Raw genomic sequence first — 13344 nt, forward strand, 5'->3', positions numbered from 1 at the left:
ACCACATCCCCCCACCCCCCCCCCCCCCGGCGCGCCCCCCCCCCTGACGCCCCCCCCCCCCCCATCGGCGTAACCGGAAGTCGTCAGGCCGCGTACTCGGCGATGTCCTTGACCACCGAGAAGCCCAGGCCGTACGCGCTCATGCCACGCCCGTAGGCGCCAAGATGGACGCCCTCCTCGGTGGAGCCCGCGAGCACCCAGCCGAACTCGGACTCGCGGTAGTGGAACGAGGTCGGCACCCCGTCCACCGGCAGCGAGAGCGTCGACCAGTCCTCGCCCTGCAGATCGTCCGCGAGCACCCAGGCCGTCTCGGTCTGCTGGTCCAGCCAGCGGTTGCGCAGATTGTGGTCCATCTGGCCCGGCCAGGTGACGGCGAGCAGCCCCACCCCGGCGAGCCAGGCGGCGGACGACACCGAGGTCGCCTCCAGCAGGCCCGTGCCGTCCGCGCTACGCCGAACGGGGTTGGCCTCGACGGTCACCACGACCGCGAAGCGCTCCTTGTCGTTCGTTCCCAGCGGCCCCTCGCTGCGGACCGACGGCTCGTCGCCGTGGCCGATGGAGCCGTGCGCCACCTCGCCGTCCGCGGTGCCGATCTGCATCAGCCAGCGCTGCCCCGTGAAGGCCTCGTCCAGGCCGTACCAGGGGAAGGACGCCTGCAGATAGCCGTCGACCGTGTGCCGGGCGGAGGGCGCCGCTTGTGCGGCACCGTCCGCGGCCGGCGCCTGTGCGCCTTCGCGACTTGTCGTCTCCATGTACCCGGCCGCCTCCTCGTTCTCGTCGGTCCGCAGGGCCCGCCCCCCTCGGGCGTCCTCAGCCGGACAACAAGGCAGGATAGCCACACCGGTTGCGGAAGCCGGGACATCGGTCGGCCGCATGGGTGTCTCACGGGGTGTGCCGCGGGGCACACCGAGGGTGCGCAAGAGGAGGTCAGGTGGCGTCGGCGTCGAACGGCGGGCGCTCGACCGCCGGGGCCTGCCCGGACTTCTTCGTCATGTCGATCCGGCCACCCGGGGCCGCGTCCGACGATCCTTCCGAGCCGCTCTCGGACTCGCTCTCGCGCCCGTGCACGGCGTCCGTGACCTCGGCCATCTCTTTCTTGAGGTCGAAGCCGTTGCGGATTTCCTTCAGGCCGAGCTCGTCGTTGTCGAGCTGCTTGCGGATGAAGGTCTTCGGATTCAGGTCCTCGAACTCGAAGTCCTTGAATTCCGGGCCGAGTTCACTGCGTATATCAGCCTTCGCACTGTCCGAGAATTCACGGATCTTACGGATGGTGCGCGAGGCGTCCTGAATCAGCTTGGGCAGCTTGTCCGGGCCGAAGACGAGCACGGCGAGGATGATCAGCGCCACTACCTCGAGCGGGCCAATGTCTGAGAACACCTTGAACTCCTTGCCATCCGGACCGGGTCCACGGTACCCGGCGTTCCTGTCCGTCCGGTAGCCGCTGGGCGAAAGGCGGGGATCAGCTGCCGCCCGCCGCGCCGAGCACGAGGGTCACTTTCCGGTCCTTTCCGTCGCGCTGGACGGTCAGTTCCAGGCGGTCCTTCGGACGGTGGGCGCGAATCTTGACGATCAGCTCGTCGCCGGAATGGATGCGCTGGCCGTCCACTTCGGTGATGACGTCGCCCGGTTCGATTCCGGCGCGGTCGCCGGGACCGCCCTTGTTCACGGCGGGGCCGCCGTCCTTGCCCTTGGCGCCGACGCGGGCGCCGTCGCCCGTGTACTCCATGTCGAGCGTGACACCGATCACAGGGTGCGTGGCCTTGCCGGTGTTGATCAGCTCTTCGGCGACGCGCTTGCCCTGGTTGATGGGGATGGCGAAGCCGAGCCCGATGGAACCGGCCTGGCCGCCGCCGGGCGCCGAGCTGTCGTCGGCGGAGCGGATGGCGCTGTTGATGCCGATGACGCGGGCCTGGGCGTCGACCAGGGGGCCGCCGGAGTTGCCCGGGTTGATCGGGGCGTCGGTCTGCAGCGCGTCGACGTAGCTGATGTCGCTGCCGTCGCCCTTCTCGCCGCCCGCGGTGATCGGGCGCTCCTTGGCGCTGATGATGCCGGAGGTGACGGTGTTGGCGAGGTCGAAGGGGGCGCCGATGGCGACGACGGGGTCGCCCACCTGGACGCTCTCGGAGTTCCCGAGGGGCAGCGGCTTGAGTCCGCGTACGCCCGACACCTTGACGACGGCCAGGTCGTACCCGGAGTCGCGCCCGATGACCTCGGCCTCCGCCGTCTCGCCGCCGCTGAACGTCACCGTTATCTCGCCGCCGGTGCCCGCGGGCTCGACGACGTGGTTGTTGGTGAGGATGTGCCCCTTGCCGTCGAGGACGAAGCCGGTGCCGGTGCCCTGTGCCTCGTCGCCGCTGACGTGCAGGGTCACGACGCCGGGCAGCGAGCTCGCGGCGATGCCGGCCACGCTGTCCTTGGCCCGCCCCTTGGCCTCCGCGTCCACCTGCGGCAGCTCGACCTCCGTGCCGCCGTTGCGCTCCAGGTAGGCGCCGATGGCTCCGCCGATGCCGCCGGAGACGATGGCGATGACGGCGACGAAGACCAGGAGCGTGCGGTTCGCGCGCTTCCGCTTCTTGACCGGGTCGACGGGGACGGCGCCGCTCTGCTGAAGCGGCGCGTTCCAGGGGTCGTACGGCTGCCGGGGCGGGGCCGCTTGGGTCTGCGGGTCCGGGTGGGGCTGCTGGGCCTGGGCCACCGGCTGCTGCGGGGGCGTGGGGTGCGCGGTGCCGTGGGGCGGGGTGCCGCCGTGCACGGGAGCGGGGGCGGGGGCCTGGCCCTGGGTGCCGTGGGGCGGGGTCGCGCCGGGTGCGGCCGCCGGGAGCTGTGTGCCGTGGGCGGGGGTCGCCACCGGGTGCTGGACGGGCGGGGCGGGGGCCCAGGGGCCGGGCTCGCCGTAGGGCGGCGTGCTGTACGGATCGGGGTCGTGCAGCGGGCGGGGGCGGTCCGCGGGGGCCGTGTCGACCGGGGCGGGGGCCGTGTCGACCGGGGCGGGGGCCGTGTCGACCGGGGCGGGGGCCGTGTCGGCCTGTGCCGGGGCCGGGACGGAGGCCGTCTCGGCGGGGGCGGCCGGGGCCGACGGGGTCGCTGCCGCCAAGGTGAAATCGCCCGAGGAGGCCGCCTGCGCCGCCGGTCCGGCGGCGGATATCGCGTCGTCGGAGCCGCCCGGCTCACCCGTGGGCCCGGTGCCCGTGTCGCTCGGTCCGCCGTCGGGCGCGGACGCCGACGCCGGCCGGGGACGGCTCCACCACTTCGCCTTCGTGGGCTTGCCCTCGTCCATGCTCTCCCCACAACTGGCCTGCGGCGGACGCCGATTACGTGCTCAACTCCGCGCCCGCAACGAATCCTGGGCAGGCACGGCCCACCCAGGATTCAATCAGGTTCCCGCGCCGAAGCGCAGAGCACGTCAGCGGATCTGCGAAGTGCCCTGCAGTGTGCCCTCTATCGGCGAGGACGCGGAGGTGTGCGCCGGGTCCGCCGACTGCCCCGGAGCCGCGGGCCCCGGGGTCGGCGGTGCGGCACCGGAAGCGACACCGGGAGACATGCCGCCCGGCGCGAGCGGAGCCACCGGCCGTATCAGCGGGGACATGACCGCCGCGCCGGTGAAGAGCGGCGCCGTGGCCTGGACCGGCTCCGGTACGCGTGGACCCCGTCCCTGCCCGCCGGGCAGCAGCGGTCCTGTCGCCTCCGTCGGCGCGACCGGCGCCGCGAGGACGCCGGGGCGCTGGCCCTGCACGGTGAGCGGGCCGCTGCCGCGGCGCCGTGAGGAGTCGGGTGCCGTGCCGGTACCCGAGCCCTGCGAACGCAGCGGCGACGCGTTGCTGTTGCTGCTGCTTCCCGAGCCGCCCGCGCGCGGGTCGCCGGGATCGGCGGGAATGCCCGTCGTGACACCGCCCAGTGCTATCGCGGCCAGCGACACCGCGCCCGCCGCGGCGAACGCGAAGCGCCTGCCGCGCCACGGCGACCGCTCGGCCTCGTGCCGGTTGACGTCGTGGATGCGGAAACCGCGCCCCGTGCCGGGCAGCACCGTGGCATGGGCGCCCGACGGCACATAGCCGAAGCTCTCGCCCTTGACCCCGAAGACCCCGGTCGGGGGCAGCCCCGACTCGGTGTCCGTGGTGGCGAAGCCGCCGCCCGGCGCACGCGGGCCACCGGGCGGCTCGCTGCCGCCGCCGGGAAGCCCTTGGAGACGGGCGAGGAAACTCTCGGAGGGAGGCGGCGGCGCCACCTCCGCGAAAACGCTCTTGAGCCGCCGCTGTGCGTCGGCCTCGGTCTTGCACTTCGGACAGGTCGCGAGATGAGCGAGAACCCGCTCACGCGCGTCATGGCCCAACTCTCCGTCCACCAGGGCGGCGAGTCGGTCCCCCAGATGCTGCTCGGCCTCGGCTAGATGCCGTTCGGCAGGATTCGACCGTGATCCACTCACGCGGTCGCGCCCCCTCCTCCCAGCGCCATGGCTCCGGCGAGCGAACGCCGCTCGGCGCGGGCTTCGGGCGACCGGTGCTGAAGGGCCTTGCGCAGCTGCGAACGGCCACGGTGGATACGGCTGCGGACCGTACCCAGCTTGACGCCCAGGGTCGCGGCGATCTCCTCGTACGAAAGACCTTCGATGTCACACAGGACCACGGCCGCGCGGAACTCGGGAGCGAGGGTGTCGAGCGCCTGCTGCACGTCCGCGTCGAAATGCGTGTCGTTGAAGACCTGCTGCGGCGACGGCTCACGGCTGGGGAGGCGCTCCGCCGCGTCGTCCCCGAGGGCGTCGAAGCGGATGCGCTGCTTGCGGCGCACCATGTCCAGGAAGAGGTTCGTGGTGATGCGGTGCAGCCAGCCCTCGAAGGTGCCGGGCGTGTACGTGGAGAGGGACCGGAAGACACGGACGAAGACCTCTTGCGTGAGGTCCTCGGCATCGTGCTGATTGCCGGTCAGGCGGTACGCGAGGCGATAGACCCGTCCGCTGTGCGTGCTGACGATCTCCTCCCAGGTGGGCGGAGTCCACGCCTGCGATTCCGCTTCAGCGGCAAAGGTCGCGGTCTGAGCGGAGTGGGCAGCGTGGGATCGGTCAGCGGTGTCGGTCACGGATTTCGGCTCACCCGCCAACCTGAGAAAGCGCCTCAGCGCTCCGCCCCGATCCGCGGACGCAGCCGCACCTCCCCTGTCGGCTCTGGTGGTGTCCAGTGGAGCCCCTACCATAACCACCTCGCCCGTTAGCTCCGGATAAGCGTTTTTACTGGAATTTGGTACGGGCTTCTCGCCAGGTGTCCTGCCTGGCCGAAGGGCCCGCGCCCGGTCTTGATCCATTCGTTACCCCCGCTGTCCTCACACCCTTACTAAACGCCCGGTCCCATCTGCGGGTTCCCACCCCCAACGGATACAGTCACGGCCAGGCATCCACGGGGACAGGAGAGGGCCATTACCGGCAACCGGCAGACGAGCTGGGCGTTCGCCGACGCCTTTGTCGCCGAGGACGAAGCTCTGCGCTGGGCCCGTGACCGGGCCCGGGAAGCAGGGCTGCCCTCGGTGTCGCCCGGTACCGGCGCCGCGCTGCGGATGCTCGCCGCCACCGCGGACGCGAAGGCCGTGGCCGAGATCGGGACGGGCACAGGGGTGTCCGGAATCCATCTCCTGCACGGCATGCGGCCCGACGGAGTGCTGACGACCGTCGACCCGGAGCCCGACCGCCAGCAGTTCGCACGGCAGGCCTTCCGCGCCGCCGGTTTCGCCGGCAACCGCGCGCGTTTCATCCCCGGACGCGCCCTGGACGTACTGCCGCGCCTCGCGGACGGCGGCTACGACCTCGTCTTCTGCGACGGCGACCGCACCGAGTACCTCGACTACCTCGCTGAATCGTTGCGCCTGTTGCGCCCCGGCGGGCTCGTCTGCTTCGAGGGCACCTTCGCGGACGGCCGCACCGTGGACTCCGGGCCGCAGCCCGCCGAGGTCCTGCGCATCCGCGAGCTGCTGCGCGCCGTACGCGAGAGCCAGGACCTGATGCCGTCGCTGCTGCCGGTCGGCGACGGGCTGCTCTGCGCCGTGAAGCGCTAGCTTCGGGGCGCCCGACCCCGGATACAGCACCGCCCCGGCACCTTTTACGATGCCGGGGCGGTGAAAAGTTTGGGCGCGCTTCCGCGTCAGCCGACGACCTTCTTCAGGGCGTCGCCGAGTGCATCGGCCTCGTCCGGAGTCAGTTCGACGACAAGTCGTCCGCCGCCTTCGAGCGGAACGCGCATGACGATGCCCCGCCCCTCCTTGGTCACCTCGAGCGGGCCGTCGCCCGTCCGCGGCTTCATGGCCGCCATGCTCGTTCCCCTTCCTGAAACCAGCTCATCGCAGCCGACAACCCAGGTGTCACCGGCATCGAACACATTGCTTCCAGGCCATTATCCCGCATGGCAGGACCCGATGACCAACATCGGTCTGCATCGCTTGCGCAACGCGCGCCCGCAAAACCACTCAATTCGGCGATGTGGCTGCGATACTTCGCCGCTTCATAGCCTTGCAGGGCCCGGAATTCTTTGACGCAGGTCACATATCTCCCCTCATGTCGGAGGTCGATGATCTCCGACATGCTGGGTGCGGACAAAGATGGCAAGGACAGGACCACCGGAGGGGATTCACCATGGCCGACACCGTGCTCTACGAGGTGAGCGACGGACTCGCGACGATCACGCTGAACCGCCCCGACGCGATGAACGCGATGAACACCGAGGCCAAGGTCGCCCTGCGGGAGGCGGCGCAGTCGGCCGAGTCGGACCCCGCGGTGCGCGCCGTACTGCTCACCGCGACCGGGCGCGCCTTCTGCGTGGGGCAGGACCTGAAGGAGCACGTGGGTTCGCTGCTCGCCGACCGCGAGGCGGGCACCCGGCAGACGATGAGCACGGTGCGCGAGCACTACAACCCCATCCTGAAGGCGCTCACGGGGATGGCCAAGCCGGTCGTCGCGGGCGTCAACGGCGTCGCGGCCGGCGCCGGGCTCGGCTTCGCGCTCGCCGCCGACTACCGGATCGTCGCGGACACCGCGCGCTTCAACACCTCCTTCGCCGGGGTCGCGCTGACCGCCGACTCGGGGGTCTCCTGGACGCTGCAGCGCCTGATCGGCCCGGGCAGGGCCGCCGACCTGCTGCTCTTCCCGCGCAACATCAGCGCGCAGGAGGCGTACGACCTGGGGATCGTCAACAAGGTCGTCCCCGCGGACGAGCTGGCGGCCGAGGCCCAGCAGCTGGCCCGCACGCTCGCCGAGGGCCCGACCCTCGCGTACGGCGCGCTCAAGGAGTCGCTCGCGTACGCCGCCGGGCACACCCTGGAGGAGGCTCTGGACAAGGAGGACGAACTCCAGGCGAGGGCGGGCGCGTCCGAGGACCACGCGATCGCCGTGCAGGCCTTCCTGGACAAGGCGAAGCCCAAGTACCTGGGCCGGTGAGGCCTGCCTAGGGGACCCGTATCACGCAGTCCTCGAGGTGGTCGTTGACCAGGCCGCAGGCCTGCATCAGGGCGTACGCCGTGGTGGGGCCGACGAACCGGATGCCGCGCTTCTTCAGGGCCTTGGACAGGGCCGTGGACTCGGGCGTGATCGCCGGTACGTCGGCCAGCCTGCCCGGTGCCTTGCGGGACGCCGGGTCCGGGGCGTGCGACCAGATGAGCTCGTCGAGCTCGCCGTCGGCCCAGTCGGCGAGCACGCGCGCGTTGGCGAGCGTCGCGTCGACCTTGGCGCGGTTGCGGATGATGCCGGGGTCGGCGAGCAGCCGCTCGCGGTCGGCGTCCGTGAACCGCGCCACTTCGGCGATCTTGAAGCCGGCGAAGGCCGCGCGGAAGCCCTCGCGGCGGCGCAGGATCGTGATCCAGGACAGGCCCGACTGGAAGGCCTCCAGGCAGAGGCGTTCGTACAGCGCGTCGTCCCCGTGGACCGGGCGGCCCCACTCCTCGTCGTGGTACGCCACATAGTCCTCGGTCGAAAGCCCCCAGGGACAGCGCAGTCTGCCGTCCGGGCCCGCCACCGCGTCGCCGCTCACTGGTCGTTCTCCTCCTCGGCCGCGTCCCGCACCGGCTCCGTGTCCTGGGCGTCCGTCTTGAACAGGCCGGGGCCGCCCACCGCGGCGGCCTGTGCGCCGGCCAGGGCCGCCTCGAGCTCCGCGATGTGGGCGTCCCGCTCGGCCAGTTCGGCGCCGAGACGGCCGAGCGCGTCGTCCACGTCCGCCATGCGGTAGCCCCGCACGGTCAGCGGGAAGCGCAGCGCCTCGACGTCGGCGCGGCGCAGGGCGCGCTCCCGGGGCAGCGGATCGGTGAACCGCTCGGGCGACACGTCGGGCAGCGCGGCGCGATCGCCGCCGCCCACCACCGCGAGCGTCACCGCGCCGACCACCACCACAAGGGCGATGACCAGGAACAAGAACAAGACCATCTCTTCGGGCCCCCACGCTCGACTGCCCATGCAGCAACTCGGTGCTGAATCTGTCAGGGTCCGATCGTGCCATGCGGCTGTGACAGTTAAGGTCGCAGGCGGCCGAGCAGCGGGCGGCTGACGGCACCGACCGAGGAGGTTCACAGGGGATGCTCAGGCTTGGCAGGCGTGAATTCGACGCGCACGTGCCGGTGATCATGGCGATCGTGAACCGGACCCCTGACTCCTTCTACGACCAGGGCGCCACGTTCCGCGACGAGCCCGCGCTCGCCCGCGTGGAGCAGGCGGTGTCAGAGGGTGCTGCCATCATCGACATCGGCGGGGTCAAGGCCGGTCCCGGCGAGGAAGTCACGGCCGAGGAGGAGGCCCGGCGGACGGTCGGTTTCGTCGCCGATGTGCGCAAGCGCTTCCCCGACGTCGTCATCAGCGTCGACACCTGGCGGCACGAGGTGGGCGAGGCGGTCTGCGATGCCGGGGCCGATCTTCTGAACGACGCCTGGGGCGGCGTCGATCCGAAGCTGGCGGAGGTCGCCGCGCGGTACGGGGTGGGGCTCGTGTGCACGCACGCGGGCCGTGCCGAGCCGCGGACCCGGCCGCACCGGATCGCGTACGAGGACGTGATGGCCGACATCCTCGACGTCACCGTCGGTCTCGCCGAGCGCGCCGTCGGGCTCGGGGTCCCGCGCGAGTCCGTGATGATCGACCCCGGGCACGACTTCGGGAAGAACACCCGGCACTCGCTGGAGGCGACCCGGCGGCTCGGCGAGATGGTGGAGACGGGGTGGCCGGTGCTCGTCTCCCTCTCCAACAAGGACTTTGTCGGCGAGACGCTGGACCGGCCGGTGAAGGAACGGGTCATCGGGACGCTGGCGACGACCGCGGTCTCGGCGTGGCTGGGGGCGCAGGTGTACCGGGTGCACGAGGTCGCGGAGACGCGACAGGTGCTTGACATGGTGGCGACGATCGCGGGGCACCGGGACCCGGCGGTGGCTCGGCGAGGGCTTGCGTAGGGGCCGGAGCCGCCCGGCGGGCTGAATACCAGGGCCCGACGCGGGGTGATCGGGTGAGTGGGCGGGAAAGGGCCGCCGCGAAGCGGCGGTGTTCGACGGGCGCCGGGTGACCCGGCGGAGCGGCGGCGCCGGAGAGGCCGACACCGCGCGCCCGGCCACAGGGCCTACCTGCCGACCTCCTTGGTGACCAGGGCCACCGCCTCGTCCACGTCGTCCGTGATGTGGAACAGGTGCAGATCGTGCTCCGACGCCTTGCCGCCCGCCACCACCGTGTTGCGCAGCCAGTCGACGAGGCCGCCCCAGTACTCCGAGCCGAACAGGACGATGGGGAAGCGGGTCACCTTGCGGGTCTGGACGAGGGTGAGCGCCTCGAACAGCTCGTCCAGGGTGCCGAGTCCGCCGGGCAGCACCACGAAGCCCTGGGCGTACTTCACGAACATGGTCTTGCGTACGAAGAAGTAGCGGAAGTTGACGCCGATGTCGACGTGGTCGTTGAGCCCCTGCTCGAAGGGCAGCTCGATGCCGAGGCCGACGGAGATGCCCTTGGCCTCGCGCGCGCCCCGGTTCGCGGCCTCCATCGCGCCGGGGCCGCCGCCGGTGATCACCGCGAAGCCCGCGTCGACCAGGGCCTTGCCGATGCGGACGCCCGCCTCGTACTCGGGCGAACCGTACGGCGTACGCGCCGAGCCGAAGACGCTGATGGCGCTGGGGAGTTCGGCGAGCGCGCCGAAGCCTTCGACGAACTCCGACTGGATGCGCATGACCCGCCAGGGGTCGGTGTGCACCCACTCCGAGTCGCCCTCGGTGTCGAGCAGCCGCTGGTCGGTGGTGCCGGGAGTGATCTGTTCACGCCGCCGCACCACGGGCCCCAGGTACTGCTCCTCCGGCGGCCCCTGCGCTTCTGGATTACCCATGAACATCCCCTTCCGCTGCGGTCACGCTCACTTGCCGCTTCAGCGTAGGTCTCTGGGCGTTACAAACGACGCATCCTTGCGGGAACTCACGATGTCAGCCAGGCGGTGAGCCGCTTCTCCGCCTCCGGGATCAGCGCGGCCTCGACCCGCTCGTCGACCTTGTGGGCGAGCAGCGGTGCGCCGGGACCGTAGTTCACCGCGGGCACGCCGAGCGCGCTGAAGCGGGAGACGTCCGTCCAGCCGAACTTGGGCCGCGGTGTGCCGCCGACCGCCGCCACGAAGGCCGCCGCCGCGGGGTGGTTGAGGCCGGGGCGGGCGCCGCCGGTGTGGTCGTCGACGATGAACTCGGCGATGTCGCAGTCGGCGAAGTAGTCGCGTACGAAGGCGAGCGCCTCGTCCTCGGTGCGGTCGGGCGCGTAGCGGAAGTTGACGACGACGGTGCACTCGTCGGGGATGACGTTGGTCGCGACGCCGCCCTCGATCCGTACGGCGTTGAGTCCCTCGTGGAACTGGAGCCCGTCGACCACCGGCTTGCGCGGCTCGTACGCGGCCAGCTTGTCGAGGATCGGCGCGACCTTGTGGATCGCGTTGGAGCCCATCCACGCGCGTGCGGAGTGGGCGCGCTCGCCCTTCGTCTTCAGGAACACCCGCAGCGTGCCCTGGCAGCCGCCCTCGACCTGGCAGTCCGTCGGCTCCAGGAGGACCGCGAAGTCGCCCGCGAGCCAGTCGGGGTGGGCATCGGCGACATGGCCGAGGCCGTTGAGGTGGGCGGCGACCTCTTCGTTGTCGTAGAAGACGAAGGTCAGGTCGCGGTTGGGCTCGGTGACCGTCTGCGCGATGCGCAGCTGCACCGCGACGCCCGACTTCATGTCGCAGGTGCCGCAGCCCCACAGGATCCCGTGCTCGTCCAGGCGGGACGGCACGTTGTCCGCGATCGGCACGGTGTCGATGTGCCCGGCGAGGATCACGCGCTCGCCGCGTCCCAGGTTCGTGCGGGCCACGATGTTGTTGCCGTGCCGGTCGACGGTGAGGTGCGGCAGACCCCGCAGCGCGGTCTCGATGGCGTCCGCGAGCGCCTTCTCCTCGCCGCTGGGCGACGGGAAGTCGACGAGCCTGGCGGTGAGCTCGGCGGCGTCGAGCGTGAGGTCGAGCGGGGGCTGATGCGAGGTCTGAGCCATGGCTTCGACCCTAACGCCCCTCGGCGCGCCGCCTTGTCAGCGGCCTCCAGTACCTTGGTCGCGTGCCTGAGCCCCCCACCCTCGTCCGGCGCGGCCGCCTCCTCCGTATCGGGGCGGCCGTCGCGGTGCTGCTCGCCCTCGTCGGCTATGTGGTGATGCAGTACGTCTCCGGGGGCAGGCCCGCGCCGCGCTGCGAGGTCGTGTCGGGCAACGGCGACGGGGCGTCGTACGAGTTCTCGGCCGAGCAGGCGGAGAACGCCGCGACGGTCGCCGCCGTGGGCACATCGCGCGGCATGCCCGAGCGCGCGGTGACGATCGCCCTCGCGACCGCCCTGCAGGAGTCCGGTCTGCGCAACATCAGCCATGGCGACCGGGACTCGCTCGGCCTCTTCCAGCAGCGGCCTTCGCAGGGCTGGGGCAACGAGGAACAGATCATGGACCCGGCGTACTCGGCCGCGCGTTTCTACGCCCATCTCGACAAGGTCCCCGGCTACTCCCGCCTCCCTCTGACGGTCGCCGCCCAGCGCGTGCAGCGCAGCGGCTATCCCCAGGCGTACGCGAAGCACGAGCCGGACGCGGCGCTGCTTGCCGCCGCGCTGACCGGCCGCGCCCCCGCCACGCTCAGCTGCGAGGGCCGGGAGCCCGTGGAGCCGGGCGATCCGGCTCAGGTGCGGGCCGCGCTCGTGCGCGACTTCGGCCGCGATGTGGCGCCCGAGGGTGACGGCCGCGCGGTGACCGTGCCGGTGTCCGCGACGGCGGGGACCGCCGAGGGCGGCGCCGGAAAGCGGGGCTGGGAGCTGGCGCACTGGGCGGTGGCCCAGGCGTCCGCGCTCGGCATCGAGAAGGTGTCGTACGCGGGCCGGGAGTGGCGGGTCGGGGATTCCGGCAAGGAATGGCACAAGCCCGGCAAGGCGGGCGCGGACGAGTCGGGCACGGACGCCGGGAGCGCCGCGGGCGAGGTCCGAATCGTCACTGGGCAGTAGTACGGCGCGTCACCCGATCGGACCACGCCGATCACTCACGGGCGACGTACCGTCCAGGTTTTCGCGCACTGCCCGCCACATCCGTCAAATCCCTTGCGATCACAGGGCATTGACGATTCAGCAGGCGCGCGCGAGGCGAGACCTTTGCCCGATTTTATCCGAGCCGATTATGCGATGCATTGCCAACTCTTTACGTTCGGCCACCGCAACCTTCGCGGGCTTCGAGCGGTATTCACTGCGTCCGAACGCCGGGCCCCATCCGGCCGGACACACCCACGTTCTCTCCCGTCTGAAGGAGCATCATGTCCCTCCCCCTGACCCGCCGGATCGCCCGCGCCGCGCTGCTCATCGCAGCGGGGGCGGCTCCCGTGGTCGGTGCGGCCGGCTCCGCAAACGCCGCCGAACTCCCCGCCACCCCCAACCTCGGCGGCGTCACCGCCCTCGACGGTGCCGGCCTGGGCAGCGCCGTCGACGGCGCAGCACAGAACGTCACCGGTCTCGCGGGCGAGACCGGCAGCAAGGCCGTGAAGAAGTCCGCGACCACGGGCAAGGCCGTCCGCAAGGGCGCCAAGACCACCACCCCCGCGGCGCAGAAGACCGCCGGCGGCGTCGCGGGCAGCGCGGGCAAGTTGCTCGGCGAGACCGCGAACACGGCCACCGAGGGCGGTCTGCCCGCCGCCGACCTGGCCGGCGGCCTGCCGACGGACTCGGTCGCCAAGGGCAGCCTGCCCACCGACCGGCTCCCGGTCAAGGACCTGCCGATCGGCTGACCGCCGCGCACCGACACGGGGAGGGGGCCCGCGACCAGCACGCCCCGGGGCCCCCCCCCGGCTCGCCCACCCCCCCCCCCCCGCCCCCCCCCCACCC

Annotated in this window: 15 protein-coding genes; 5 read left to right on the plus strand and 10 right to left on the minus strand. The window is 71.8% G+C overall.

Annotated elements, in window-relative coordinates; genetic code table 11:
* Positions 1-83: 83 nt before the first annotated feature.
* The 5 genes from ACFWY6_RS36950 to sigE all read right to left on the minus strand — a co-directional run bounded on the left by ACFWY6_RS36950 (position 84) and on the right by sigE (position 5187).
* Positions 84-752: a hypothetical protein gene (locus ACFWY6_RS36950; RefSeq protein ID WP_384700011.1), complete on the minus strand. Its 669-nt coding sequence runs from the start codon at positions 750-752 to the stop codon at positions 84-86.
* Between the two features lie 175 nt (positions 753-927).
* Positions 928-1377, minus strand: a complete 450-nt coding sequence (locus ACFWY6_RS36955; protein WP_360767745.1) for a sec-independent translocase — start codon at positions 1375-1377, stop codon at positions 928-930.
* 82 nt (positions 1378-1459) lie between these two features.
* Positions 1460-3277 (minus strand): trypsin-like peptidase domain-containing protein, encoded by a 1818-nt coding sequence (locus tag ACFWY6_RS36960; protein ID WP_384700013.1) that lies wholly within the window; start codon positions 3275-3277, stop codon positions 1460-1462.
* A gap of 126 nt (positions 3278-3403) precedes the next feature.
* Positions 3404-4423: a zf-HC2 domain-containing protein gene (locus tag ACFWY6_RS36965; protein ID WP_384700015.1), complete on the minus strand. Its 1020-nt coding sequence runs from the start codon at positions 4421-4423 to the stop codon at positions 3404-3406.
* Complete coding sequence (gene sigE / locus ACFWY6_RS36970) at positions 4420-5187, minus strand: RNA polymerase sigma factor SigE (protein WP_384700017.1); 768 nt, start codon at positions 5185-5187, stop codon at positions 4420-4422. The genes ACFWY6_RS36965 and sigE overlap by 4 nt, the downstream gene beginning before the upstream one ends.
* Positions 5188-5340: 153 nt before the next feature.
* On the opposite strand from sigE, the gene ACFWY6_RS36975 reads away from it, so the two are divergent.
* On the plus strand, positions 5341-6039 hold the full coding sequence (locus tag ACFWY6_RS36975) for an O-methyltransferase (RefSeq protein WP_135333317.1): 699 nt from the start codon (positions 5341-5343) through the stop codon (positions 6037-6039).
* A gap of 86 nt (positions 6040-6125) precedes the next feature.
* On the opposite strand, the gene ACFWY6_RS36980 is transcribed toward ACFWY6_RS36975, so the two are convergent.
* Positions 6126-6293 (minus strand): DUF3117 domain-containing protein, encoded by a 168-nt coding sequence (locus tag ACFWY6_RS36980; RefSeq protein ID WP_003966491.1) that lies wholly within the window; start codon positions 6291-6293, stop codon positions 6126-6128.
* Between the two features lie 320 nt (positions 6294-6613).
* On the opposite strand from ACFWY6_RS36980, the gene ACFWY6_RS36985 reads away from it, so the two are divergent.
* The gene (locus ACFWY6_RS36985; protein ID WP_384700019.1) at positions 6614-7414 is read left to right on the plus strand and encodes an enoyl-CoA hydratase/isomerase family protein; all 801 of its coding nucleotides are present in this window, start codon (positions 6614-6616) and stop codon (positions 7412-7414) included.
* A gap of 7 nt (positions 7415-7421) precedes the next feature.
* On the opposite strand, the gene ACFWY6_RS36990 is transcribed toward ACFWY6_RS36985, so the two are convergent.
* Positions 7422-8003: a DNA-3-methyladenine glycosylase I gene (locus tag ACFWY6_RS36990; protein ID WP_360767759.1), complete on the minus strand. Its 582-nt coding sequence runs from the start codon at positions 8001-8003 to the stop codon at positions 7422-7424.
* Positions 8000-8392, minus strand: coding sequence for a DivIVA domain-containing protein (locus ACFWY6_RS36995; RefSeq protein ID WP_384700021.1), 393 nt, complete (start codon positions 8390-8392; stop codon positions 8000-8002). The genes ACFWY6_RS36990 and ACFWY6_RS36995 overlap by 4 nt, the downstream gene beginning before the upstream one ends.
* A 149-nt stretch (positions 8393-8541) precedes the next feature.
* On the opposite strand from ACFWY6_RS36995, the gene folP reads away from it, so the two are divergent.
* Positions 8542-9402, plus strand: a complete 861-nt coding sequence (gene folP / locus ACFWY6_RS37000) for a dihydropteroate synthase (RefSeq protein ID WP_384700023.1) — start codon at positions 8542-8544, stop codon at positions 9400-9402.
* Between the two features lie 164 nt (positions 9403-9566).
* Here folP and ACFWY6_RS37005 read toward each other — a convergent pair whose 3' ends face one another.
* Both ACFWY6_RS37005 and dapE read right to left on the minus strand, forming a co-directional pair.
* Complete coding sequence (locus tag ACFWY6_RS37005; RefSeq protein WP_384700026.1) at positions 9567-10316, minus strand: TIGR00730 family Rossman fold protein; 750 nt, start codon at positions 10314-10316, stop codon at positions 9567-9569.
* Between the two features lie 86 nt (positions 10317-10402).
* Entirely contained in the window at positions 10403-11494 is a 1092-nt protein-coding gene (gene dapE / locus ACFWY6_RS37010) for a succinyl-diaminopimelate desuccinylase (RefSeq protein ID WP_361811626.1), read from the minus strand.
* Positions 11495-11556: 62 nt separating this feature from the next.
* On the opposite strand from dapE, the gene ACFWY6_RS37015 reads away from it, so the two are divergent.
* Positions 11557-12477 (plus strand): heavy metal transporter, encoded by a 921-nt coding sequence (locus tag ACFWY6_RS37015; RefSeq protein WP_384700028.1) that lies wholly within the window; start codon positions 11557-11559, stop codon positions 12475-12477.
* A gap of 302 nt (positions 12478-12779) precedes the next feature.
* On the plus strand, positions 12780-13247 hold the full coding sequence (locus ACFWY6_RS37020; RefSeq protein ID WP_384700030.1) for an ATP-binding protein: 468 nt from the start codon (positions 12780-12782) through the stop codon (positions 13245-13247).
* The last annotated feature ends 97 nt before the right edge of the window (positions 13248-13344 follow it).

The sequence above is a fragment of the Streptomyces sp. NPDC059037 genome, from assembly GCF_042740015.1.
In the GTDB taxonomy this organism is placed as follows: domain Bacteria; phylum Actinomycetota; class Actinomycetes; order Streptomycetales; family Streptomycetaceae; genus Streptomyces.